Source organism: Parasphingorhabdus sp. W113, assembly GCF_055693205.1.
Map to the genome: position 1 here is coordinate 3,313,367 of NZ_CM146328.1, position 22,540 is coordinate 3,335,906.

The window sequence follows — 22,540 nt, forward strand, 5'->3', positions numbered from 1 at the left end:
CGGCTTAATCGCCGTCGCCGGGCTTTTCGGAGAAGTGCGCTTCGAATTTGCCTTCGACGCCCTTGAATTCATCGGCATCGGCTGGCGGTTCGCGACTGACCGTGATGTTCGGCCAGCTTTCGGAATATTTGGTGTTCACTTCGAGCCATTTTTCAAGCCCGTCTTCGGTATCCGGCAAAATGGCTTCGGCTGGACATTCCGGTTCGCACACACCGCAGTCGATGCATTCGCTCGGATTGATCACGAGCATGTTCTCGCCTTCATAGAAACAGTCGACAGGACAAACCTCAACGCAGTCCATATATTTGCATTTGATACATGCGTCGGTCACTACATAAGTCATTGTGTCGGCTACTCCATCTAACCAAACCGCCCAGACCGCGGCTCATAACATCTTGCTATTCGGCAAAAACTCTATCGTCAATAGTTGGTTTGCACAGGCAATTCAGTCGCCGGGGGTCAAGCGCTCGAAGCAGGATTGGGCATCGGGGGCGCTGGTTCGCCGCACCGGAAGCTTTGCAATCCGGATGACATGAACGTCGCGATCCTTGGGAATTGTCAGAATATCCCCTTTGCGAACCATCATATGGGCCCGATCGACGCGGCGACCATTGAGCCGGACATAGCCTTTGTTCGCCAGTTTTTGGGCCATCGCGCGATTGCGGGCAAAGCGGAGGAACCAGAGCAGCTTGTCGATCCGCAACGCCTGGCCCTCTGCCCTGCGATCGCTGTCCCGGTTGCTCCTTTTTGTCCTCAACGCGTCACCCTATTTTTTCATGCTTTCCTTGAGCGCGGCCAGTTCGGCAAACGCGCCGCCAGCGGTTGCCAGCACCGGTTCCGTCTTGGCGCGCCGCGGTTCCGACTTGCCCGACTTGCGCTTGCCGCCGCCTTTTTGCTTGCGGTTGCCTTGGTTTTTGGTCGCGCGATTCTTGCCCATACCTTTCCAGCGCCAATAGGTTGGTGCCGGTTCATCAGCCGCTGCCGGGTCAGCGTCCGCCACCGGCGCGTCCATGGGTTCTGCTGCCTCGGATGAGTCAGCTGTTCCCGTTGCTGCAGATGGGTTCGCGCCCGATTGGTCCTGGTTATCCGGTGCGGCCTCTGGCACAGCTGTGTCTTCTGCGGGGCTGGCGGCCGGAACCTCATCTGTTTTTACAAAACCGGCCATGTCGAGCAGAACATCCCGGGCCTCGGACGACAAGCCCAGCGATGTTGCCAAGGCCGGATCAATCGCAAAGACCGCACCAGCCTGACGCGATTCATGCGCCTGTTTGATCAGCCGCTCGGCCATATCAACCCGCACATATTCCGATCCGATCTGCCGGAAGCCCAGTCGGCTGGCATGTTGGGGGGAAGCAAAGGTCCAGCTTTTCAAATGCACGGCATTGTCGCCCGGCAAGGCGATCATTGGTTCTTCGTCGAGTGCCGCGAACAGCGCCGTGCGCCACAACACCGCCCCGGGTTTCATCAGCGCGTGATGATAAATGTCGAGCGCACCGAACACCAGTCCGCCGCGGCGCGCGGTGCCGCGCAAGTCGTTGTCGAGCGCGCGCACCGCCTGATCCACTTGTCGCCGCGCAATGATGCCGCCCGCTTCGATAATCTGCGCGAACAAGGCACGGACCGATGCCGGGGTCGCGGCGTCATTGGCCAGCGCATCGAGCTTGACCAGCCCTTCAAGATGCTTGGCCTTCATCGCCTCGACCCAATGTTTGACCCGCTCTTCCACCTTCTTGCTGTTGTCCGCGGCCATGTCCTTGAGCGCGCGATCAAACTTGATCTCGGGATGGAGCAGGCTTTTGCCGCGCGCCAATTGGGCCAGTCGCGATCCCTGCCAGGAAATCACCGGCTGCCCCTGATCATCAGCGGCCAGGGTCAATTCGCTATCTGGCGCTTTGGCCAACAAGTCTGCTTTGTCCGTCATGATCCGTCCCAAATATCTTTCCGCTGCCGCGAGCAGCATTTTTCGATCTTCCCTCCGGCTATCCGATGGTACGACAAATTGGAAGCCCTTGAGCACGCCGATCGCCACCCCTTCAACCAGAATTGTGCCATCATCCTCTACCGCCACATCGTGGAACAACGGGTCTTTTAGCAGTCCCCGCATCAGCACCCGGGTGCGCTTGTCGACAAAGCGCTGGGTCAGCTGATTGTGCATCGCATCACTGAGACGCCGCTCGAGCGCCTGTGTGCGGTCGATCATCACATCCGCCTGCTCCACCCAGTGCCGCTTCTGGGCAATATAGCTCCATGTCCGGGCCGCAGCGATGCGGGCGCCGAGGGTTGCGATATCGCCCTGGACATTTTCCAGCCGGGCAATTTCCTGGGCCATCCGATGGTGCGGAATACGGCCGGAGCCCGTGGCCAGATGGGGCCAGAGAGACGCCACAAACCGGGCCTGATGATCAGCGCCGACCTTGCGGAAATCGGGTATCGACGCCGCCTCCCAAAGCAAGCGAACGAGACGCGGTTCCGCCGCCAGCCGGCGGGCTTCGGGATCTTGCGCCAAGCGTTTGAGGATCGCCAGATCCACCGCTTCGGGAGCCGCCTGCAGCAACCGGTCGCCGGGCGATTGCTCGAGCGATTCAATCAGCGCATCGACTGTCTTGAGATCAGGATCGGCATTGCGCCAATAGAGCCATTCCAGCTTGGGAAAGCTGTGCGCTTCGAGATTTTCAATTTCTTCCGGCTGCAATTCATCCGACGACGCCATGCCGGACAATGTTCCGAAACTGCCATCTTTCTGATGCCGTCCTGCCCGACCGGCAATCTGACCGATTTCCGAGAGCGTCAGCCGGCGGCGGCGGCGGCCGTCAAATTTCTTGAGCGCACCGAAAGCAACATGCGCAACATCGAGATTGAGCCCCATGCCGATCGCATCGGTGGCGACCAGATAGTCGACTTCGCCATCCTGATAGAGCTTGACCTGCGCGTTACGGGTCTGCGGCGACAGCGAACCCATGACAATCGCCGCGCCACCATGTTGTCGGCGCAGCATTTCGGCAATTGCGTAGACATCTTCGACCGAGAAGGCGACGATCGCCGAACGCCGCGGCAATCGCGACAATTTGCGGGGACCAGCATAGCTCAGCGTCGAAAAGCGCGGCCGGGTAATAATCTCGGCCTCGGGCACCAGAGCGGCAATTAGCGGCCGTAAATTTTCCGACCCCAGGATCATCGTTTCGTCCCGGCCGCGCGCATTCAACATGCGGTCGGTAAAGATATGCCCGCGTTCAGGATTGATCCCCAGCTGCGCTTCATCAATCGCAACAAAGCTGAATTCGCGATCCATCGGCATGGCTTCAGCGGTGCACAGGAACCAGCGGGCGTCGCGGGGGATGATCTTTTCCTCGCCGGTGACCAACGCGACCCGGTTCTTGCTCTTCAGCGCGACCACCCGGTCATAGACTTCCCGCGCCAGCAAGCGCAGCGGAAACCCGATCATGCCGCTCGAATGCGCACACATCCGTTCGACAGCGAGATGGGTTTTGCCGGTATTGGTGGGACCGAGAACCGCGGTAACCGGGGAAGCGGAAAAGTCAGACATTGCGCACACCACAGCCGATCTGGAGGAAACTGGCAAGCAGAAACCCGGGAAACACCGCTCCGAATCACTGTTTTCGGCTGGATATCGGCGAATTTACACGTTTTATCGTATCGCTCCCCCATCGGTCTGCATCTTAATTTGACATTAACCCTCTTCCTTCACAGAGAGAGAGAAATAATATTGCGCTGCAAGATGAGCCTGATGCTGTGCTGATCTGCATCGCCAAGGGGTGCGTTTGTTCAAGAGTATTGACATGTTGGCCGATCAGGGAACCGGAACAGCCGCTATCGCTGCTGGCCGTGCACCGTCCGACGCCTCCCTGTCCGACATCGCCTCGGCCGAAAGCCTGTCCCGCTTTTTCGATCCCCTGCGTGACCAGTTGAGCGACATTGACTGGGTACCCGATCTCGGCCGCGACATTGGCAGCCTTGTCTGGCTGCGCGGTGTCCTGTCGCTCGGCCTGCTTTGCGGCGTTGCGATATCCTGCCTGCCCGATTTCGGGCCGATCCGCGGCCATCAAGCCGCAGCATTAACCGGCGTTCAGGCGGATCAGGCGCGGTCGCAAACCATCGCTCCACTGGCCTATGGCTCGGACACCGGCATCCGCATGGCCGCCACCGACGCGGTTCGGCCCCTGGCCCAGAGCCCCGAACGGCCGTCGATTGAACTGGTCGCAACCCTCGGCCGCGGCGACAGCATGCGCCGGGTTCTGCAACGCGCGGGCGTCGCCAATCAGGAAGCAGGGGCAGTTACCCAGATGATCGCGGACACGGTGGCGCTCGGCGATATCAAGCCAGGCACCAAAATCGATGTCGTCCTCGGCCGCCGCGCATCGCGCAACGAAGCCCGGCCGCTGGATCAGCTCGCGTTTCGCGCCCGCTTTGACCTGAACCTCGAAATTGTCCGCGAAAATGGCAAACTCAAACTCAATCGCAAACCAATATTGGTGGATGACACGCCGCTGCGGATCCGCGGCGTTGTCGGCAGCAGCCTTTACCGCTCGGCCCGTGCCGCCGGCGCGCCGACCGATGCGGTCCAGAAATATCTCCAGGTGATCGGCAAGAAAATGTCGATCTCGCGCGACATCCGTTCGACCGACGAATTTGATCTGATCCTTGGCTATCGCCGGGCCGAAACCGGCGAAGTCGAAGTGGGTGAACTGCTCTATGCCGGAATCGAGCGAGGCGGAAAGGCCAAGGCCCAGATGGTCAAATGGACCAGCGGTGGCCGCACCAACTGGTTCGAAGCCTCGGGCGTTGGTCAATCCAGCGGTCAGCTCGTCCGCCCGACCAAAGGCCGCAAGACGTCCGGCTACGGCATGCGGCGCCATCCAATCCTGCGCTACAAGCGGATGCATAGCGGTCTTGACTTTGGCGGTGGCTATGGCGCTCCGATCTATGCCGTAACCGACGGCACGGTCACCTTCGCCGGACGCAAGGGCGGTTTCGGCAAATTTGTCAAAATCAAGCATAGCGGCGGGCTGGCCTCGGGCTACGCGCATATGAGCCGGATCGCGGTGAGCAACGGACGCAAGGTCCGCAAGGGCCAGATCATTGGGTATATCGGCTCCACCGGCCTCTCCACCGGCCCTCATCTCCACTATGAACTGTACCGCAACGGACGGACAATCAATCCCAATTCGGTCAAATTTGTCCAGCGTTCGGAACTGAGCGGCCGCGAGTTGCGGCGGTTCAAGGACGAGTTGCGCCGGCTCAAGCAAGTGACACCGGGCGCGGCCCTCGGAACGCTTAACAGCGCCTCGACCGAGAGCCGGACCAAGAGAGAGATCCAGCGGCTGAGCAAAGTGAACATCAGCTAGGCGACTGGCAAAGCCCGCCCTCAACAGCGCAAGGCAATCGCGCATGGATGCTTTTCATACCGGCAAGAAACCGGTAGGAGACGGACCATGAGCCAAGCTGAATATCCTCGCACCCGTCTGCGCCGCAGCCGCCAGTCATCCTGGAGCCGCCAAATGGTCCAGGAGAACCGCCTGTCTCCGGCGGATCTGATCTGGCCATTGTTCATTACCGAAGGCGAACAGGTCGAGGATCCGATCGCATCCCTTCCCGGCGTATCGCGATGGTCGGTGGACGGCATTGTCGCGCGGGCCAAAGAAGCCCGTGACCTCGGCATACCCTGCATTGCGTTGTTCCCCAACACGCCGCCGGAAAAACGCAGCGACGATGGCGCCGAGGCGCTGAACGTCGATAATCTGATGTGCCGCGCGACCAAGGCGGTCAAGGATGCGCTGGGCGATTCGATAGGGGTGCTGACCGATGTCGCGCTGGATCCCTATACATCCCATGGCCAGGATGGTCTGGTCAATGATCAGGGCTATGTCGAAAATGACCGGACGCTGGAAATTCTTGGCAAGCAGGCGCTGAACCAGGCCAATGCCGGCGCCGATATCATCGCGCCCTCCGACATGATGGACGGGCGCGTCGGCCTGATCCGCGATACGCTGGAGCTGGCCAATCATCACAATGTCCAGATCATGGCCTATTCCGCCAAATATGCGAGCGCCTTTTACGGCCCGTTTCGCGACGCTGTGGGGTCCAGCGGTACGCTCAAGGGCGACAAGAAAAGCTATCAGATGGACGCGGGCAACAGCGATGAAGCGATGCGCGAAATCGCGCTCGATATTGCGGAAGGGGCGGACAGCGTGATGGTCAAGCCGGGCCTCGCCTATCTCGATATCATCTACCGCGCCAGAACCGAGTTTAACATTCCGGTCTATGCCTATCAGGTGTCCGGAGAATATGCGCTGGTGGCGGCCGGAGCGGCGGCGGGAATCGGTGACCGCGATGCGTTGATGCTGGAAAAGCTGATCGCCTTCAAGCGGGCCGGCTGTTCGGGCATTCTGACCTATTTTGCCGCCGATGCGGCGCGTTTGCTCCGTGACTGATACGGTCCTGGAAACCGAACGGTTGCGGCTGCGGCAATGGCGCGCGGATGATATTGAAACCTTCATGACCCATCTCAATACGCCCACGGTCATGCGCTGGCTGGGCGGTGTCCAGAGCCGGGACGCCTTTCTCGCCGCGGTCGAGCGGGTCCGCGGCTATGAGCGCGATTTCGGGCACACCTTCTGGATTGTCGAGCGCAAGTCGGATGACAAATTGCTCGGATTTTGCGGGTTGAAACGCGTCAATGCGCCCCAACCCAAGCTAACCGGTGCCTTTGAAATTGGCTGGCGGTTGCGCGAAGATGCCTGGGGACAGGGCTATGCCAAAGAAGCCGCAACCGCCGCGATGAGTGCCGCTTTTGACCGTTATAATGCACCGTTTGTTGTGGCCTTGACCGTCGATGGCAACAAGGCCTCGGTTGGTCTGATGAAACGGCTCGGCATGACCCACCGGCCAGAGCTGGATTTTCACGATCCCAATTATGATGCCACGCTCAACCCCACGATTGTCTATCGCATCGAAGCCAAGGACTGGAACCCACCCGTATGACTGACCCGCTGATTCTGCCATTCAATGGCAAAACGCCGAAAATTCACGAAACCGCTTTCATCGCGCCGGGCTGCAAGATTATCGGCGACGTCGAAATTGGACCGGAATCAAGCGTCTGGTATAATTGCGTGATCCGCGCCGATGTCAATTTCATCCGGATCGGCGCGCGCAGCAATATTCAGGATGGCACCACTATCCATTGCGACAGCGCCACGCCAGCAACACCCAATGGCAACCCGACGATCATCGGCGATGACGCGCTGGTCGGCCATATGGTGATGCTGCATGGCTGCACGCTTGAGGACCGCGCCTTTGTCGGGCTCAGCACGACCGTGATGGACGGCTGCGTCATCGAAGGCGATGCGATGCTCGCCGCCGGGGCGACCTTGACCCCCAATAAGCGCATTCCGACAGGTCAGTTATGGGCGGGATCGCCAGCCAAATATATGCGCGATCTGACCGAACCAGCCATCATGGGAATGCGGATGGGCGTGGCCCATTATGTCGAGAATGCCAAGGTCCACAAAGCCGCTGTTGAAGCGGCTGCCGGGTAACGGTGGTCAGCGCAGGCCCGTTTTGAGCTGCTGAATTTCGCGTTGTTGCCGGGCCACCTGATCAGCGATCCGCGCACGGGACTGCGCGATAATCGCCGCGCCACCGGGCTCTGTGCCCTGATATTCGCGATCCAGCCGCTGCAGATAGAGCGCGTCGATATCGGCAAGCGCCGATATTGATGGGCTGCGCTGGTTTTCCAGCGCCGACAATTTCATCTGGGCCACCACCCATGTTTCGCTGGCCGGGGCCGCACCCCGCGCGGAGCGAACGGCTTGCGCCACATCCGGCAAGCCCCGCAAAAAGGCGGTGTGCGCCGTCGTGCTGCGCGCGACCACCGCATCAACCTGATCCTGCAAGGACTCTGGCAACGCCCCCAAAGCGGGCGGCGGAGCGGGCGATTGCGGCGATTCCACGGACAAATCTTCAACCGGCCGCTTGGTCAACGTCGGGAAATCTCCTTCCTGCATGGCGCAAGCGGAAAGGCCAAGACTGGTCAGACAGAGTAGCAGCGTGGTTCTTTTCATGGCGACAATCCCTAAGCGAGGACAAGACACGCTGCAACGGGCTTTCCGCGATGATGGCCACAAACCATTACACCTGACACCTCCCGGACCGGACCAAAGGACTCCTAAACCGCAGATAGTGGGCGAAAAATCAGCCAAAGCCGGTTGACACCTCTCTCAGCATCTAGTAGCTGAGCGCTCTTTCCAGCGTGAGCCGAGAGACTCGCGTTTCCTTGCTTGCGCGCTGGAACCACAAGATTGAAACGGAAATAATGCCATGTTCGCAATAGTGCGCACCGGCGGTAAGCAGTATCGTGTTGCCGCAGGAGATATAATCGCAGTCGAAAAACTTGCTGGTGAAGCGGGTGATTCGGTTACTCTGGATGACGTTCTGCTGGCCGGCGACGGCGGCGAAATGAAGGACGTCAAAGGCCTGACCGTTGCGGCTGAAATTGTAGCGCAGGAAAAAGGCGAGAAGGTTATTATCTTCAAGAAGCGCCGCCGGCACAATTACCGTCGGAAAAACGGCCATCGCCAGCAGCATACGGTGATCAAGATCAACGCGATTGGTGCGCAAAAGGCTGCCAAGAAAGCGGCGCCCAAAAAGGAAACTGCGAAAGCGGATGACAAGCCAGCAGCGAAAAAGGCTGCAGCTCCTGCCAAGAAGGCCCCTGCGAAAAAAGCACCGGCCAAGAAAGCCGCAACCAAAACGGCCGCTAAACCAGCCGCAGCCAAAAAGGCTCCGGCCAAGAAGCCAGCAGCGAAAAAACCTGCTGCCAAGAAGGAAGACTAAACCATGGCACATAAGAAAGCAGGCGGTTCCTCCCGTAACGGCCGTGATTCAGAAGGCCGGCGCCTTGGCGTGAAAAAATATGGCAGCGAAGCTGTTGTGGCAGGCAATATTATTATTCGTCAGCGTGGCACGAAAACCCACCCTGGCCGCAATGTTGGTATGGGCAAAGATCACACTCTCTTTGCGCTCGTCGACGGCAAGGTGTCTTTTCACAAGGGCAAGCTCGGACGCAAATATGTGTCTGTCGACATGATGGCCGAAGCCGCCGAATAACCGGATAACCGATAACGGGTTATCCTCTGAGGGATGACCCGGATGGTCCAAAGGACCACCATGTTTCAGGGAGAGGGTCACCCCCTCTCCCTTTTTTTATCTCTCCCTGCCTCATTCGTCACCGATTTGTCACCGCGCTATTCTAAGGCGAGGCGGTCAAGCCGGGGGCGGCACATTGAAGAGGTTTGGACCAGCTGTCTGGTTCAATAAATTCTGGAGAGTCCCAATGTTTGCTAGAACGCCAAGATTGTTATTGAGACCCGGTTGGCCTGAAGACGCGCCAGCCCTATATACCGCGATCAATGATCCCGCGATCATCCGCAATCTGGCGCGGGCCCCCTGGCCCTATACCGAGCAGGATGCCTCGCAGTTCCTGTCGCTGCCGCAAGATCCGAAAAGCCCCCGCTGGCTGATCTATCAACGAACCGCAGGCGCGCCGCGTCTGATCGGGACATGCGGCGTCGACGCACAGAATGAAGACGAAGTTGAACTGGGCTATTGGATCGCCCGGAAATATTGGGGCCTGGGCTACGCGACCGAAGCCGGAAGGGCGGCGCTGGAAAACGCCTGTGCGCTCGGCCATCGCCGGGTCGTCGCCAGCCATTTCGTCGATAATCCGGCTTCTGGCAATGTGCTGGAGAAACTGGGCTTTCAGCGCACCGGAAAAATCCGACCCCGCTTCAGCAAAGGCCGCAATCAGACCGTGGCAACTGTCGAATTTGAAAAGGCGCTGGATGACTGCGACGAAGGTGATGTCATGCGACCGATTGCGGCCTGATCCGGATCAGGCGACTTTCGGAAGCCGCTGCGTTTTGCGACGCTCTTCGCTGGTGCCGGCCGTTGTTTCGACGATCGTCGCGTCATCCATGATTGCAGCTTCGTAGACGCTTTCCGCTTTCTGGATCAGATGGCGATCGTCGATGTTCCACGGGTGGAAACGCGGCAGGAAAAACTGAACCCAAGGGATCATAGTGCGCCGCACGGGGGCCGGGCTGACCAGCGCATAATGGGCAAAGCCCAGCCAAGCGCGGATTCCTGAAATCCCGTCCTGGTTCAGCAAGTCGAGAATACCGATGGTCCGGTTTTTGGCAAAGCCGAGAGAGATTTTCAGCATGAACAGCGTCTTGGTGCGCCAGCGGCGGAAACGGGACCAGTCCTTGGTTGCGTGCATCCAGGTGTCATAAGCGACGCCCTTGTGCTCAATCTCTTCGGATGCATGCCACAACCACATTTTGCGTTGCTCTTCATCGGCCTTTTCAAAATGCGCCGGATTGGCGATAAACTCATGGGCCAGAATGGCGGTAAGATGCTCCAGACAAGTCGTCGCAACCAGCTGATCAATCAGCGGCCGGTCCCCAATGGAGTCAATCACATCGGACAATGTCTTTTCGAGCCGCGCCAGATCGAAATGCGATTCTTCGAGCTGGCGGTTGAAACAGAGATGTTCGCGGCTGTGCACCGCTTCCTGTTGCACGAAACCGCGAATTTCGCGCCCCAGCTTCTCGGGTACGTCGTCGCGATATTGCCGCAACACTTTCATGAAGAAGGTTTCCCCCTTCGGGAACGTTACCGACAAGGCGTTGAAGAAAGCGCTGGCATAAGGATTGCCACCAACCCAGCGGCGGCTCTCGATCACCGCGCTGGAAAAATAGCGATTGCGGGACTGAATCAACAAGTCTTCAGGCGTGGCGCTGCCCTCTACGCTGTCAATTTTGCGCGCACCAGTTGGACCAGACAATGAGGCTGTCTCATGTTCAGAGGGGGTGTGGTCCATTTTTCTTTTCGTCTCCCGCTTAATCTTAACAACGGCCGTTGCGCGCGTTGGTTAAGCAAATTATAGGCTGAGAGAGTTAACAAATGGCTCATGGAGCTAGAAAAATCGTGGTTAATTAGACGTTTACACCGGACTCGCTCGCCGGGGATAACAGACCTCAGATTATCGGCGTTGGTAGCGAAAATACCAGACTTCATGGCCCTGTCGCCGCGCTTTCGCTTCATAGCGGGTTTCCGGCCAGCCGCCCGGCCGGATCAGCCAGCTTTGCGGTCCTTCGGTTAACCACTCAAACTCGGTGCGCTGACTCATGATCATCATCGCCCAGTCGAGATAGACCGGATGATCGGTGCCAAAGCGGAATTCGCCACCCGGCTTCAACTTCGCTGCGATCAGATCGACCGGACCATGATTCATGAAGCGCCGCTTGGCGTGCCGCGCTTTCGGCCAGGGATCCGGATGCAAAAGATAGACAAAACTGAGGCTGCCATCCGGGATCCGCTCGAGCACATCCAGCGCATTGCCCATATGCAGACGGACATTGGAAATTATGCCATCGCGGATATGCTGCAAGGCCCCGACAACCCCGTTGAGATAAGGCTCACAACCGATAAAGCCGTGATCCGGCAACATATCGGCGCGCGTGGCGAGATGCTCGCCGGCACCGAAGCCAATTTCGAAATGCAGCGGGCGATTGTCGCCAAACAGCACCGGCGCCGAGACCGGGCCGTCAACCGGCACACTGATCTGGGGCAGGAGCTTTTCGACGAGCTCGGCCTGGCCATCGCGCAAGGCATGCCCTTGCCGCCGCCCGTAAAGCTGGCGAATGGTTGTCGGATCAGAGGTTTTGGGTTCAGTCATTTTCGTCTGCCGGCACGCCAATATTCAATGTGCTGTCCCCGCGCGGCCATGTCGTGACCGACGACATAACCGCATCATCAGCGGTTGCGTCGAGCAAGGTCTGAGGCGTTGGCAATTTGTCGATATCGGGATAGTTTAACGTGCGATCAAGCAACATGACGGCGGGTGAATAGCGTCTGCGGCTATCGCCGCTAATCAGTCCACTTATGCCATTGCGTCCTACGGATACGGCGCGACCGGCATCACTCAGCGGCAGAATATAGCCATCTTTCCGGCCGTTCGCACGATAAATGGCATAGCTATCATAGAGCTTCGGATCCCGGCAATAGACCACCGCGGCTTTTTCGGTCGCCTGTTCATCATCTTTGTCGGCCATGCCTGCCGCCCCCGCAATCAGAGCATCCGTCAATGTGGGGCGGAACCGCTTTACCTTTTGCTTTAGTTTCAAGCTTTTGTCACACATCGCGATAGGCACTGCATCGCGCGCGGCTGCCATTGCTTCGGGCCAGGTGATCTGCTCAAAAAGCCCGGGAATCGCTGCCGCCAATTGCGCCTTTGAACGGGTTGCCGATGTCAGCCGCATTTTGATCAGCCAGCCAGCCAGCGGAACCATCGCCACTGCGGTGCTTTGATAGCCCTCCGATTCGATGGGATAAACTGCCAGCATACCGCTTTGGGTCTGCTGACCGGGCGGAACAAAACGGGAGACGATCGCGCCTGCCTCGGCCGATTTGAGTTGGGGATTGGCCCGCAAGGCTCGTTGCGCGGTATCGAACCAGAGCGGCAGATTATCAACCGCCGGGCGATAGATATAGAGGGTCATGATGGACTGGTCGGCATTGCGATAATCGAGCACGACATCCAGCTGTTGCTCCGAATGGTCGGTAATCTTGTTCAGCGCAAAATCTGCAAGCGCTCCCGGTGCGATAATGCCCGTTGGTTCATGCTGCCAGGATCCGTTTGGCAACGCCTCGACGACGGTCGGTTTTGTCTGAGCGTCGGCGCTGGCCATGGGACAGCACAGAACCAGGCAGGCCGCGAGAATTTTAATCATTTCCAAGGGCTTGATTCCGATCGCGCGATTTCAGCTGTTCCGACCATAGCATTGACGCTTGCGATTTGGCCAGTCGGTGATCAGCCAAAAGCCGCTTTCAGCGCATCGACAAGATCGGTTTTTTCCCAAGTGAAAAAATCGCCATCCGCCTTGCGCCCGAAATGACCATAGGCCGCAGTGGGGCCGTAAATCGGTTTGTTCAGACCAAGATGGGTCCGGATGCCCTTGGGGGTCAGCCGCATCAGTTCGGGCAATAATTTTTCGAGCTTTTCTTCGCTCACGGTTCCAGTGCCGTGCAGATCGACATTGATCGACAGCGGTTCCGCCACACCGATCGCATAGGAGAGCTGGATCGCGCAGCGTTTTGCCAATCCGGCAGCGACAATATTCTTCGCCAGATAGCGTGTGATATAGGCCGCGGACCGGTCGACTTTGGTCGGGTCCTTGCCCGAAAAAGCGCCGCCACCATGGGGGCTGGCGCCGCCATAGGTGTCGACGATAATTTTCCGGCCGGTCAGTCCGGCATCGCCGTCAGGGCCGCCAATTTCAAACCGCCCGGTCGGATTGACATGGATGACCGTATTGTCGGTGATAAATCCGTCCGGCAGCACGTCGTGAAACACACCCATCACATAATCCCGCAATTGCTCGTAGAGCGCCGGGTTGCTGCTGTCCTTGTAATAATCGGCAGCGTGCTGGGTCGACACCACCAAAGCCGTGGCTTCGACCGGCACTTCATTGACATACCGCAGGGTGACCTGGCTTTTGCTGTCAGGCTCCAGAAACGGAGCCTTGCCGCTGTGCCGGTCGGCGGCCATGCGTTTGAGAATCTGATGGGAATATTGCAATGTTGCCGGCATGAGGTCGGGTGTTTCATCGCTCGCATAACCGAACATAATGCCCTGATCCCCGGCGCCTTCGTCCTTGTTGCCGCTTTCATCAACCCCCTGCGCGATATGCGCAGATTGCGGATGGAGATGATTTTCGAAAGTCAGCGTTTTCCAATGAAAGCCGTCCTGTTCATAGCCGATTTTCCGAACCGTATCGCGCGCCACCCGCTCGATCTCGGCCAGCGCGCCATCCGCCCAATTGCCATCCGTATCAATCATGCCGCGACCGCGCACCTCGCCGGCCAGAATGACCCGGTCCGTCGTCGTCAGGGTTTCGCATGCCACCCGCGCTTCCGGGTCCTTGGCAAGGAACAGATCGACAATCGCATCGGACACCTGATCCGAGACTTTATCCGGATGGCCTTCTGAAACAGATTCGGAGGTGAAAATAAACTCTGCGCGCATGGATCTTCCTAGTTTTCTGGGGATTCGAAAGGTATGTTCGGACATAAAGAATAGTTTATATGATCTTTAACGAGAGCGCTGGCGAATGGCAATGGCACATATCATCAGCGCGAAGGCAAAACCAAGCGGCAGAATATTGCCATATTGCGCAAACAGGGTGGGCGCTTTGGGACGCGGCAAGGCGCTATCAATCCGGCCTGCAACGCCCATGGCGATACTGTCGCGAACGGCGCCATCAGCATCAATAACCGCGGAAATGCCTGTCGGCGTGGACCGTATGACCGGCAGACCTTCCTCGATCGCGCGCAATCGGGCTTGGGCGAGATGCTGTGGCGGACCCCAGCTACCGAACCATGCGTCATTAGAGGGATTGAAGATGAAGTCGGGCCGGTTCGCACGATCCACGACCTGGCCAGAAAATATTATCTCGTAGCAGATCTGCAGGCCAGTTTTGCCCATCACGCCCAGATCGAGAGACCGCGGACCGGGGCCCGGCCAGAAATCAAAATCCCCCGGTGCCAGGCGCGACAAACCGATAGCAGACAGCAAGGGACGCATGGGCAGATATTCGCCATATGGCACCAAATGGCTCTTGTCATAACGCGCGATCAGCTCGCGCTCGGAATCCATTACGAACACGCTGTTCCGGGCCCCGACCGCACGCCGTTCATCCGGTGCTCCGGCCTCGTCAAACTCGAGTTTGAGGGCGCCAAGCACGAGAATATCGCCAGGTTTCATCAAACTGGCCAGCTGGGCGCGGACCATGACCGGGGAACGCCCGTAATAATAGCGTCGCGGATAGCCGGTTTCGAGATAGTCCGGGATCGCCGCTTCCGGCCAGAACAGGATCCGGGGCGTGCTCGATTTGCGCGCGGTCAACTGCGCGAGCTTGGCAAAATTCTGTTCTTCATAACCGGCCTGCCATTTGTCTTGCTGGCCAATATTGGGTTGAACCACGGTGATTGCCGGGGGTCCGCAATCGCCGGATGCGGCATCCTTGCAAGCCGGTATATTGCCCAATATCTGCCAACTCATCAGCCCGGTCACCCAGAATGCCGATGCCAGCAGAACCAGCAATACGCCGGATTTCCATCGGCGACTGGCCAGACTCACCACCGCGCCAGCCGCGATGAGGATGAGTGCGGACAGACCATAGGTCCCGACAATTCTGCTGGCACCGGCCAGCATCCCATAAACCAGCTGGCCGGCATCGGTGTCATAGGCGGGCGTGGTCAGGACGGATCCGAGCGGATTCCAGATAAAACCGCTAAACACCCAGCTCCGCAGCCACTCGGTCACAATCCACAGCGCCGCGAAAGCTAGCACCAGGCCAACCGGCCGCCCTTTACCGATCATCCACGCGCCCAAGGCGGTCAGCGCGGGATAGACCGCCAGATAAAGCGATAGCAGGACTACCGCAATATAGCCCAGCCATTCCGGCATCGCCGCCTGAAAGGTAAAGGCCTTGGCAATCCAGTTGAGTCCGACGACGAAATGGCCAAGACCAAAGAGCCAGCCAGCGAGAAACGCCGACTTGCGCGTCGATTGCCGGTCAACAACCACCATCCAGACCGCCAGTGCCGCCAGCGTCAGCGGCCACAGGCCGAGCGGAGCAAAGCCCGTCGCCGATACCGCTCCGGCCGCAAGAGATATCCAATAGGGATGGGTTTGAAGCAGGGTTTTGACCGTCATCACCGGCGGCTTTTGCCGCTTAACCGGTCCGGGTTCAAACATTATTTGGCATTTCCCGATTGGCGGAGCCAGTTATTAGCCGCTATGATCAGCGGATGAAACTGACCATCCTGCTTTTCGCTGCCCTGGCCATGACGCCCGGCACCCCGCAACCGGCTGAGCCCGGCCCATTGACCGATACGCATAAACGGGACCTGTCCTGTGTCGCGGCTTTTGCGGTTGTTGCATCCGAACAGGAACGGGGCGCCGAAGAGGCGCTGCAATATCCACTGCTCAGCGAGCGCGGTCAGACCTATGCCGGATTGATCGGACAGCGTGTTATGCGCGAAACCGGACAAAGCCGGGAACAGGTGCGCGACGCCATTCTTGCCGCCGTCGCCGATCAACAAACCCAAGCCAGCGAAGCGGCGGACCCGAGCCTGGTTGTGGATGCCGCCATGGCCCTGTGCCTGCCGCTGCTGGACACGGAATTGCCGCCAAAACCGAAGCCAACGCTCAACCAATGCGCCGTGATGCTGCAGCTCGCCTATGAAACGGTCTATGCGCGTGAGAAATTGTCCAAAACGGCGCAAGATCTGAAAACTCTGGCCTTTGTCCTCGATAGTCGGGCCCGCGAGGTGATGCGGGACGAAGGCAAGAGCGGGACCGAAAGCGATATCATCCTGACGCAGATCGAGGAAGAGATGAAAAGGCCGGCCGCTGGAAGCGCAGGCGATCGCGAACTCGATATCGACCATTGCTTCGCTCTCGCGGCGCCCAAACCGAAAGGACCGCGTCATGACTGAAGGTCTCCGGCCGTTCCATCTCGCTTTTCCGGTCGACAATCTCGACGCGGCCCGCGTCTTCTACGGGGATCTGCTCGGTTGCCCGGAGGGACGCAGCAGCACGCAATGGATTGATTTCAGCCTGTTTGGGCATCAGATCGTGACTCATCTGGATAGCGGCGACCGGCCGTCCGTGATGACCAATCCGGTTGATGGCGAGCATGTGCCAGTCCCGCATTTCGGGGTCGTGCTGACGATGGCACAATGGCAGGAACTGGCTGATCGGCTGACCGCCCAGGCGATCGATTTTGTCATTGCGCCGACCATTCGCTTTGCTGGCGAGACCGGAGAGCAGGCGACGATGTTCTTTTGTGACCCCAGCGGCAATGCCTTGGAATTCAAGGCCTTTGCCGATGACAATCAGCTGTTCGCGGCAGACTGAACCGGGTTTGATTGCAGCGCCGCCGGGTCGCCGAGCGCCATATAGCGCTGAATATTGTGCCGCCGCATTTTCTCGACAAACGTGGTCCGCCGCATCGAAACCAGACCAGCAGCTTCGGCAACCACGCCTTCGGCCATTTTCAAAGCCGAAAGCAGATATTTGCGCTCTTCGTCCATCAGATGCTGCTTGAGGTCAAAGCCATCTACGAGGCTGCCGTCGTCCAGAAACTGGCGATCCGGGTTCACCGCCTTGACCGGCTTTGGCGGCGTTCCAACCGTCGGAAAGCTCGATGGCATCGCATCTTCCTGGCTGGTCGGTGCGGTTGACGCCCGGCGCCGGAACAGGGTTGCAACCTGCTGTGCGGAAATCATCATGCCGGGGAACAGCAGCACGGCACGCTCGACAATATTCCGCAATTCCCGGGCATTGCCGGGCCAGGCATAGGCCTCGAGGGCGTGCATCGCCTCGGCGGTGAAGTGAATAACATCGGAGCCCGCATCCGACGCATCATCGGATTCGGCGTTAATCTGCTTGAGAAAATGCCGAATCAGCGGACCGATATCCTCTGGCCGGTCCTTGAGCGGGGGAATATCGATCGGGAATACCGAGAGCCGGTAGAACAGATCTTCCCGGAACCGCTTGTCGACAATCGCCTGATCGAGATTCTGATGGGTTGCGGAAATGATCCGCGCATCGATGGAGATGGATTGGGTACCGCCGATCCGTTCGATCTGTTTTTCCTCGAGGACGCGGAGCAATTTGACCTGCATGTCAAACGGCATGTCGCCAATTTCATCGAGGAACAGGGTCCCGGAACTGGCAATTTCAAACCGGCCTTTGCGCTGGGCTATCGCGCCGGTAAAACTGCCTTTTTCGTGCCCGAACAGTTCCGATTCCAGCAGATCGCGCGGGATCGCCCCGCAATTGACGCCCACAAATTTATTGTCCTGGCGGGCCGAGCAGCGATGCAGCGCCCGCGCTACCACTTCCTTACCGCATCCCGAAGGACCGGTGATCATCACGGGGATATGGGTGGCGGAAGCATAGCGGATCAGGCTGCGCACCTCCTCGATCGCCGCGCTCTCGCCAACCAGGTGGCAAGCAGGATCATCGGGATGAACCGTTCTTTCCGTACCTATTGCATCCGGGCGTTGTTGCATGAAACCGACTCACAAAATCATTGTTGCGATCCGGATTATGTAAATTGCCGTCAAAAAATCTGCCCGAACCTCAACCGATTCGGAGGGAGTTCAGACTTTTTTAACCATCATGTTCCTTTTTCCAGCGCTCCAGGGCCTGGTCCAGATGACGTTCCGCCATGTCTCGGGCGCTGGCGCGAGGCAGGTCGAGAGAATCGGCCAGACGCTCTCCGATCAAGGCATCGCCTAGCGCCATTAGCACCAGAGTCAGCGTGTCTTCGTGCATTTCCCGGTCTTCATGACCGCCTTCGCCAACCTCGTCGACCAGCGCGTGAATGGCGTCTACTATCGGATCCAACGCGTCTTCATTGCCCGTCAGCAACATCCACGACGCCAGCGCGCCAGCGCCTTGCTTGTCGAAAGCGTCAAATGTCAGATCGACAATGTCCCGCACCGTGCCTTCTCCGGTCCGCGATTTGACCACGGCCTCTGCGATCGAGCCGCAGACCAGATCAGTGAGATATTGTGCGAGCGATTTTTGCAGACCCGATGCCGATCCAAAATGGTGCAGCAAATTGGCATGGGTCCGTCCAATTCGCGAAGCAACCGCTTTCAGGGTGACCGCTTGCGGCCCGGCTTCGATCAGCAAATCGCGCGCCGCTGCCAAGGCCATTCCACGGCTTTCTTCCGGAGAGAGGCGTCGTTTCGCAATAGACATGGGCAATCGGGACCTTTGCAACAGGGAGACGGGATCTCGCCAAACCGGCTTTCCCGCTTTCATACGGCCCTGTGCATAGGCCGGACAAGGCAAAAGCTCAATCGGAAAGGCGTGTTGCCTGACCCGGAAAAACGCCCTTGCCGTCTTGCCGCTATCCTGTTTTCCGGCGGATGTCCGGCTTTGCGTCTGGCCGCAACGGCCTAGTGCGCGGCTTTGCTGATATCGACCTTGTCGACCCATTCCGGGAAAAAGCTTGGCTCCCGGTTCGACCAGCCTGGAGCGGTCGCCGCTGCTTCGCTGATTGACTGAAGCAGGAGCTTGCGAGTCTTCGGGTGCAGATGCGGCAAGGATGCGGCAGCACAAAAGCTCGCCGGCAACCATGGCCTTGCATCCGGACCGAGCAGCCGTTCATAGAGAAAGCGATAGGCCGGGAAACTGTTGATCCGGCCTTGGCCAAGATCGAACGCCGATAACGCCACCAGCGCCGGCATGAATGTCTCGATACTGTCAATCGCGCAATCTTGCGGGATTGCTTTGCAAATCTCGGGCAGACGCCGATACATTTTGATTTGTACCTGAATGCCCGCTTCCTCGACAGCATCGCGCGACCATGTTTCAATAGCATCCGACCGGTTGAGGCCGACATCGAGCGAGCGCCGGATATAGCGCTGAGCCGCTGAGCCGAAGCTCGCAAATTCTTTCATTTCAGCCAGGGTCATCGCCCCCGGAACAGGCGCCGTCTCTTTGGTCATGATCGCTTCCTTTGTCGCCATCCCACACGCATCATTGGACCAAAACATGGTTAGGAATTGGTTAAACACGGCAACCAAATTCCCTACAAGCTTCAAACAACGGCGAAATTAAGCCGCAACAGGCGCAAGGTTTCGACCAACCGCTACTCTGTTTCGACCGGACACGATTCAACTAGAGACAATTGATACCAAATTACCCTAAGCTGGCCACTCATTTGGAATTGCACGATTAATGCGAAAATTTGATATCGGAAATCACAAACCGTCCGTCGGTCAGCAGGTCGCGATCCTGTCGATTCTCGGCTTCTGGCTGTTCTTTGTCATCATCATCACCCTGCGTGCAGCGGTCGGCGATTGGCCAGCCCAGGGTGAGATGGCAGTGCGCCGGGTGATCGTGACCACCCTTGGTATTGGTTTGACCTACCTGCTCTATCTGCTGCTCCGGCAATTTGAGGATCGCGCCTTGTCGACACGGATCATCACCGCCTTTACCGGCGCGATTCCGTGCGCCATCGCGATTGCGGCATTTAATTTCTATGTCTTCAACGTCTACAATCCGGAAAGCCTGATCGACGAGAAAAATCTCGAGGACATGCGCAAATATATGGCGCAGGAAAATTTCGCGCTGAAAATCATTGTCGAGGATTCGATCTCGCGATTCTTTTTCATCATCAGCTGGGCTTCGCTCTATCTCGCGCTCAGCTATGCCGCAGAAGTGCGGACGGTCGAACGCAAGGCGGCGCGTTTTGCCCAGGCCGCGCAAGACGCCGAGCTGCGATCGCTGCGCTATCAGGTCAATCCACATTTCCTGTTCAACACGCTCAACAGCCTCAGCACCTTGGTGATGCGCAGCCAGCCCGCCGAAGCGGAAGAGATGATTCTCAACCTGTCCAAATTCTATCGCACCAGCCTGTCCGGCGACCCGCTCGAGGACGTGGCACTGAGCGAAGAAGTGCATTTGCAAAATCTCTATCTTGATATTGAAGCGGTCCGGTTTCCAAGCCGGCTCAACACCGAAATCGACATTCCGGAAGAGCTGATGAACTTACTGGTTCCGGGCCTGATCCTCCAGCCACTGGTCGAGAATGCCATCAAACATGGGGTCGCCCATTCCAAGCGTCCGGTCACGATATCGATCAGCGCCCGGTCAGAAGGCGACTTTCTCAAACTGACCGTGGCTGATGATGGTGAAAGCCGACCCGCCGCGGAAACCGGCCATCAGGGCAGCGGCATTGGCCTGGCCAATGTCCGCGATCGGCTGGAGACTAGATTTGGCTCGCAAGCCCGGCTAGAGACAAGACGGCGGGACACCGGAGGATTTGTGGCGGAGCTGACGATGCCCCTGATGGCTGATATTTGATCATGGAGAATCCAGCTGATACCGCACCAGGCACAACCCTGAAAACGCTCATCGTCGATGATGAACCACTGGCGATCGAGCGCCTTCAGCTGCTCTGTGCCCGCCAGGAAGCGATCGATCTGGTCGGCACCGCGAGCGATGGCGAAGCGGCCATTCGCCTGGCCGGGCAACTCAAGCCCGACCTGCTGTTGCTCGACATTGCCATGCCCGGCATGGACGGCCTTCAAGTCGCGCGCAAACTCTCTGAACTCGTTCCTGCGCCGGCCATAATTTTTGTCACCGCCTTTGATAAATTCGCGGTTGAGGCCTTTGGCGTGGCCGCGATCGATTATGTCCTGAAGCCGGTCGAGAATGACCGCCTGTCGTTGGCCATTTCGCGGGTTGTCGAACGCAAGGCAACGGGCGGAAACACAGCAGACAGCACAGCGGCGGATTCGCCCTGGGCCGAAGAATTTTGGGTGCCCTATAAATCCGAATTGCGGCGCATCGCGGCGTCTGAAATCAACCGGATCGAGGCCGAACGGGATTATATGCGCCTGCATGTCGGTTCCGAGGCGGGCGGGTCGAGCTATTTGCTGCACCAGACCATTACCGGCCTCGAGGAACGGCTGGACCCTGAAAAGTTTATCCGCCTGCACCGCTCCCATCTCGTGCGGCGGGACTGGATTGCCGGCTTGCGCCACGACGGCGGTGGCATCTGGATCGCCTGTTTGAAATGCGGGACCGAGATCCGGATCGGACGCACTCATCTGGCCGAAGCGAAAAAACTCGCCGGGCGATAGCCAGACCATTTCCTCGCCACCCGTTACCAGAATGTCCTGCCAGCCGCTGCGGGAGCAGTCTGCTGATCATCACCGGCACCAGACAAAATAAACCCCGGTGTAAGGGGCACCGGGGTTCAGGATTGATTGGCCAAATGCGGCCGCTTAATTGGGGTTCGCGGCTCTTAAATAGTCTCAGCTGCCAACGGCAATCTCACCGGATGTCGGTTCACCGGCCGCAGCGGCGGCGAGCACCGATACCTTGGCGCGATTGGCCGATTGCTTGGCTTCCTTCATGCAGTTGCTATGATCGGTGACGTCCCGGAAATTGCGCGCATCATAACCGCCGCAGACTTTCCGCACGGCGCCTTTGATCCGGCCTTCGAACGTGGCTTTGCCTTCAGAACTGGTCAGATCCAGATCAGCATATTGGACCGTTGCTGTCCGAACGATCCGGGACTGGGCGCTGGCGGCCGAAAATCCGGTCGCGGTCACCGCCATGGCAGCCACGGCACACAGGGCTTTGTTCAATACTGTCTTCGTCATTGGTTCACTCCTCACATATCTTTTTGGGGGAGAGCCGGAATTCAGGGGGACCGGCTCTGCCCACTGGGGGTAAGAGTGCGAGAGTCTGATAAGTCCTGCAGCTCGGGGATGAGCCCTGAGACATGTCGATCTGCTCTCGCCTCGTATTTTGAAATAGCCGAACCGGCAGCGGCAATCAGCCGAAACTCTATAAACCGCCATTGTGATCGACCGGCAGCACGAAGCTTCGACCAACGACAATGTCGCGTCGATTAACGGTCAG

24 protein-coding genes are annotated in these 22,540 nt (G+C 58.4%); 11 read left to right on the forward strand and 13 right to left on the reverse strand.

Features of this window, described 5'->3' with window-relative positions; translation table 11 throughout:
* Positions 1-4 precede the first annotated feature (4 nt).
* From fdxA to ACZ1GS_RS16045, 3 genes are all read right to left on the reverse strand, one after another.
* The gene (gene fdxA, locus ACZ1GS_RS16035; RefSeq protein ID WP_472696168.1) at positions 5-343 is read right to left on the reverse strand and encodes a ferredoxin FdxA; all 339 of its coding nucleotides are present in this window, start codon (positions 341-343) and stop codon (positions 5-7) included.
* A gap of 102 nt (positions 344-445) precedes the next feature.
* Positions 446-757 (reverse strand): S4 domain-containing protein, encoded by a 312-nt coding sequence (locus tag ACZ1GS_RS16040; protein WP_472696169.1) that lies wholly within the window; start codon positions 755-757, stop codon positions 446-448.
* A gap of 9 nt (positions 758-766) precedes the next feature.
* Positions 767-3,544 (reverse strand): helicase-related protein, encoded by a 2,778-nt coding sequence (locus ACZ1GS_RS16045; RefSeq protein WP_472696170.1) that lies wholly within the window; start codon positions 3,542-3,544, stop codon positions 767-769.
* Positions 3,545-3,797: 253 nt separating this feature from the next.
* On the opposite strand from ACZ1GS_RS16045, the gene ACZ1GS_RS16050 reads away from it, so the two are divergent.
* From ACZ1GS_RS16050 to ACZ1GS_RS16065, 4 genes are all read left to right on the forward strand, one after another.
* Positions 3,798-5,363 carry a peptidoglycan DD-metalloendopeptidase family protein gene (locus ACZ1GS_RS16050; RefSeq protein WP_472696171.1) on the forward strand — a complete coding sequence of 522 codons (1,566 nt, stop codon included), beginning with the start codon at positions 3,798-3,800 and terminating at the stop codon, positions 5,361-5,363.
* Positions 5,364-5,450: 87 nt separating this feature from the next.
* On the forward strand, positions 5,451-6,449 hold the full coding sequence (gene hemB / locus ACZ1GS_RS16055; protein WP_472696172.1) for a porphobilinogen synthase: 999 nt from the start codon (positions 5,451-5,453) through the stop codon (positions 6,447-6,449).
* Positions 6,442-6,999, forward strand: coding sequence for a GNAT family N-acetyltransferase (locus tag ACZ1GS_RS16060; RefSeq protein WP_472696173.1), 558 nt, complete (start codon positions 6,442-6,444; stop codon positions 6,997-6,999). The genes hemB and ACZ1GS_RS16060 overlap by 8 nt, the downstream gene beginning before the upstream one ends.
* The gene (locus tag ACZ1GS_RS16065) at positions 6,996-7,553 is read left to right on the forward strand and encodes a gamma carbonic anhydrase family protein (protein WP_472696174.1); all 558 of its coding nucleotides are present in this window, start codon (positions 6,996-6,998) and stop codon (positions 7,551-7,553) included. Before ACZ1GS_RS16060 ends, ACZ1GS_RS16065 begins: the two co-directional genes overlap by 4 nt.
* Before the next feature lie 6 nt (positions 7,554-7,559).
* Here ACZ1GS_RS16065 and ACZ1GS_RS16070 read toward each other — a convergent pair whose 3' ends face one another.
* Entirely contained in the window at positions 7,560-8,078 is a 519-nt protein-coding gene (locus tag ACZ1GS_RS16070) for a hypothetical protein (RefSeq protein WP_472696175.1), read from the reverse strand.
* A 256-nt stretch (positions 8,079-8,334) separates the two neighbouring features.
* On the opposite strand from ACZ1GS_RS16070, the gene rplU reads away from it, so the two are divergent.
* The 3 genes from rplU (at position 8,335) to ACZ1GS_RS16085 (ending at position 9,901) form a co-directional block, all read left to right on the forward strand.
* A complete protein-coding gene (rplU, locus tag ACZ1GS_RS16075; RefSeq protein WP_472696176.1) occupies positions 8,335-8,850 on the forward strand; it encodes a 50S ribosomal protein L21 in 516 nt (171 codons plus the stop codon).
* A gap of 3 nt (positions 8,851-8,853) precedes the next feature.
* Positions 8,854-9,123, forward strand: a complete 270-nt coding sequence (rpmA, locus tag ACZ1GS_RS16080; RefSeq protein WP_472696177.1) for a 50S ribosomal protein L27 — start codon at positions 8,854-8,856, stop codon at positions 9,121-9,123.
* Between the two features lie 226 nt (positions 9,124-9,349).
* Positions 9,350-9,901, forward strand: coding sequence for a GNAT family N-acetyltransferase (locus tag ACZ1GS_RS16085; protein ID WP_472696178.1), 552 nt, complete (start codon positions 9,350-9,352; stop codon positions 9,899-9,901).
* 6 nt (positions 9,902-9,907) lie between these two features.
* Here ACZ1GS_RS16085 and ACZ1GS_RS16090 read toward each other — a convergent pair whose 3' ends face one another.
* The 5 genes from ACZ1GS_RS16090 to lnt all read right to left on the reverse strand — a co-directional run bounded on the left by ACZ1GS_RS16090 (position 9,908) and on the right by lnt (position 15,838).
* Positions 9,908-10,861 (reverse strand): metal-dependent hydrolase, encoded by a 954-nt coding sequence (locus ACZ1GS_RS16090; RefSeq protein WP_472696179.1) that lies wholly within the window; start codon positions 10,859-10,861, stop codon positions 9,908-9,910.
* A 198-nt stretch (positions 10,862-11,059) separates the two neighbouring features.
* Positions 11,060-11,755, reverse strand: a complete 696-nt coding sequence (gene trmB / locus ACZ1GS_RS16095; protein ID WP_472696180.1) for a tRNA (guanine(46)-N(7))-methyltransferase TrmB — start codon at positions 11,753-11,755, stop codon at positions 11,060-11,062.
* Positions 11,748-12,809 carry a hypothetical protein gene (locus ACZ1GS_RS16100; protein WP_472696181.1) on the reverse strand — a complete coding sequence of 354 codons (1,062 nt, stop codon included), beginning with the start codon at positions 12,807-12,809 and terminating at the stop codon, positions 11,748-11,750. Before ACZ1GS_RS16100 ends, trmB begins: the two co-directional genes overlap by 8 nt.
* An 80-nt stretch (positions 12,810-12,889) precedes the next feature.
* Entirely contained in the window at positions 12,890-14,104 is a 1,215-nt protein-coding gene (gene metK / locus ACZ1GS_RS16105) for a methionine adenosyltransferase (RefSeq protein WP_472696182.1), read from the reverse strand.
* 66 nt (positions 14,105-14,170) lie between these two features.
* Complete coding sequence (lnt, locus tag ACZ1GS_RS16110) at positions 14,171-15,838, reverse strand: apolipoprotein N-acyltransferase (RefSeq protein WP_472696183.1); 1,668 nt, start codon at positions 15,836-15,838, stop codon at positions 14,171-14,173.
* A gap of 53 nt (positions 15,839-15,891) precedes the next feature.
* On the opposite strand from lnt, the gene ACZ1GS_RS16115 reads away from it, so the two are divergent.
* Together ACZ1GS_RS16115 and ACZ1GS_RS16120 are read left to right on the forward strand one after the other, a co-directional pair.
* Positions 15,892-16,581, forward strand: coding sequence for a hypothetical protein (locus ACZ1GS_RS16115; protein WP_472696184.1), 690 nt, complete (start codon positions 15,892-15,894; stop codon positions 16,579-16,581).
* Positions 16,574-17,002 carry a VOC family protein gene (locus tag ACZ1GS_RS16120; RefSeq protein ID WP_472696185.1) on the forward strand — a complete coding sequence of 143 codons (429 nt, stop codon included), beginning with the start codon at positions 16,574-16,576 and terminating at the stop codon, positions 17,000-17,002. Before ACZ1GS_RS16115 ends, ACZ1GS_RS16120 begins: the two co-directional genes overlap by 8 nt.
* Here the strand turns inward: ACZ1GS_RS16120 and ACZ1GS_RS16125 are convergent.
* From ACZ1GS_RS16125 to ACZ1GS_RS16135, 3 genes are all read right to left on the reverse strand, one after another.
* A complete protein-coding gene (locus ACZ1GS_RS16125; protein WP_472696186.1) occupies positions 16,981-18,162 on the reverse strand; it encodes a sigma-54 interaction domain-containing protein in 1,182 nt (393 codons plus the stop codon). The two genes, ACZ1GS_RS16120 and ACZ1GS_RS16125, sit on opposite strands and share 22 nt — an antisense overlap.
* 100 nt (positions 18,163-18,262) lie before the next feature.
* On the reverse strand, positions 18,263-18,859 hold the full coding sequence (locus ACZ1GS_RS16130) for a TetR family transcriptional regulator (protein ID WP_472696187.1): 597 nt from the start codon (positions 18,857-18,859) through the stop codon (positions 18,263-18,265).
* Positions 18,860-19,059: 200 nt separating this feature from the next.
* Positions 19,060-19,611: a hypothetical protein gene (locus ACZ1GS_RS16135; RefSeq protein ID WP_472696188.1), complete on the reverse strand. Its 552-nt coding sequence runs from the start codon at positions 19,609-19,611 to the stop codon at positions 19,060-19,062.
* A 232-nt stretch (positions 19,612-19,843) separates the two neighbouring features.
* On the opposite strand from ACZ1GS_RS16135, the gene ACZ1GS_RS16140 reads away from it, so the two are divergent.
* Together ACZ1GS_RS16140 and ACZ1GS_RS16145 are read left to right on the forward strand one after the other, a co-directional pair.
* The gene (locus ACZ1GS_RS16140) at positions 19,844-20,971 is read left to right on the forward strand and encodes a sensor histidine kinase (RefSeq protein WP_472696189.1); all 1,128 of its coding nucleotides are present in this window, start codon (positions 19,844-19,846) and stop codon (positions 20,969-20,971) included.
* Positions 20,972-20,973: 2 nt separating this feature from the next.
* Positions 20,974-21,753 (forward strand): LytR/AlgR family response regulator transcription factor, encoded by a 780-nt coding sequence (locus ACZ1GS_RS16145; RefSeq protein ID WP_472696190.1) that lies wholly within the window; start codon positions 20,974-20,976, stop codon positions 21,751-21,753.
* A gap of 174 nt (positions 21,754-21,927) precedes the next feature.
* Here the strand turns inward: ACZ1GS_RS16145 and ACZ1GS_RS16150 are convergent, their stop codons facing one another.
* Entirely contained in the window at positions 21,928-22,278 is a 351-nt protein-coding gene (locus ACZ1GS_RS16150; protein WP_472696191.1) for a UrcA family protein, read from the reverse strand.
* Between the last annotated feature and the right edge of the window lie 262 nt (positions 22,279-22,540).

Coding starts and splice junctions, on each gene's coding strand:
- ACZ1GS_RS16115 (WP_472696184.1), top strand. CDS start 15,892: ATGAAACTGACCATCCTGCTTTTCGCTGCCCTGGCCATGACGCCCGGC.
- ACZ1GS_RS16140 (WP_472696189.1), top strand. CDS start 19,844: ATGCGAAAATTTGATATCGGAAATCACAAACCGTCCGTCGGTCAGCAG.
- rpmA (WP_472696177.1), top strand. CDS start 8,854: ATGGCACATAAGAAAGCAGGCGGTTCCTCCCGTAACGGCCGTGATTCA.
- ACZ1GS_RS16065 (WP_472696174.1), top strand. CDS start 6,996: ATGACTGACCCGCTGATTCTGCCATTCAATGGCAAAACGCCGAAAATT.
- ACZ1GS_RS16125 (WP_472696186.1), bottom strand. CDS start 18,162: ATGCAACAACGCCCGGATGCAATAGGTACGGAAAGAACGGTTCATCCC.
- ACZ1GS_RS16135 (WP_472696188.1), bottom strand. CDS start 19,611: ATGACCAAAGAGACGGCGCCTGTTCCGGGGGCGATGACCCTGGCTGAA.
- ACZ1GS_RS16100 (WP_472696181.1), bottom strand. CDS start 12,809: ATGATTAAAATTCTCGCGGCCTGCCTGGTTCTGTGCTGTCCCATGGCC.
- ACZ1GS_RS16145 (WP_472696190.1), top strand. CDS start 20,974: ATGGAGAATCCAGCTGATACCGCACCAGGCACAACCCTGAAAACGCTC.
- rplU (WP_472696176.1), top strand. CDS start 8,335: ATGTTCGCAATAGTGCGCACCGGCGGTAAGCAGTATCGTGTTGCCGCA.
- ACZ1GS_RS16130 (WP_472696187.1), bottom strand. CDS start 18,859: ATGTCTATTGCGAAACGACGCCTCTCTCCGGAAGAAAGCCGTGGAATG.
- hemB (WP_472696172.1), top strand. CDS start 5,451: ATGAGCCAAGCTGAATATCCTCGCACCCGTCTGCGCCGCAGCCGCCAG.
- lnt (WP_472696183.1), bottom strand. CDS start 15,838: ATGTTTGAACCCGGACCGGTTAAGCGGCAAAAGCCGCCGGTGATGACG.
- fdxA (WP_472696168.1), bottom strand. CDS start 343: ATGACTTATGTAGTGACCGACGCATGTATCAAATGCAAATATATGGAC.
- ACZ1GS_RS16150 (WP_472696191.1), bottom strand. CDS start 22,278: ATGACGAAGACAGTATTGAACAAAGCCCTGTGTGCCGTGGCTGCCATG.
- ACZ1GS_RS16085 (WP_472696178.1), top strand. CDS start 9,350: ATGTTTGCTAGAACGCCAAGATTGTTATTGAGACCCGGTTGGCCTGAA.
- metK (WP_472696182.1), bottom strand. CDS start 14,104: ATGCGCGCAGAGTTTATTTTCACCTCCGAATCTGTTTCAGAAGGCCAT.
- ACZ1GS_RS16045 (WP_472696170.1), bottom strand. CDS start 3,544: ATGTCTGACTTTTCCGCTTCCCCGGTTACCGCGGTTCTCGGTCCCACC.
- ACZ1GS_RS16120 (WP_472696185.1), top strand. CDS start 16,574: ATGACTGAAGGTCTCCGGCCGTTCCATCTCGCTTTTCCGGTCGACAAT.
- ACZ1GS_RS16050 (WP_472696171.1), top strand. CDS start 3,798: ATGTTGGCCGATCAGGGAACCGGAACAGCCGCTATCGCTGCTGGCCGT.
- ACZ1GS_RS16070 (WP_472696175.1), bottom strand. CDS start 8,078: ATGAAAAGAACCACGCTGCTACTCTGTCTGACCAGTCTTGGCCTTTCC.
- trmB (WP_472696180.1), bottom strand. CDS start 11,755: ATGACTGAACCCAAAACCTCTGATCCGACAACCATTCGCCAGCTTTAC.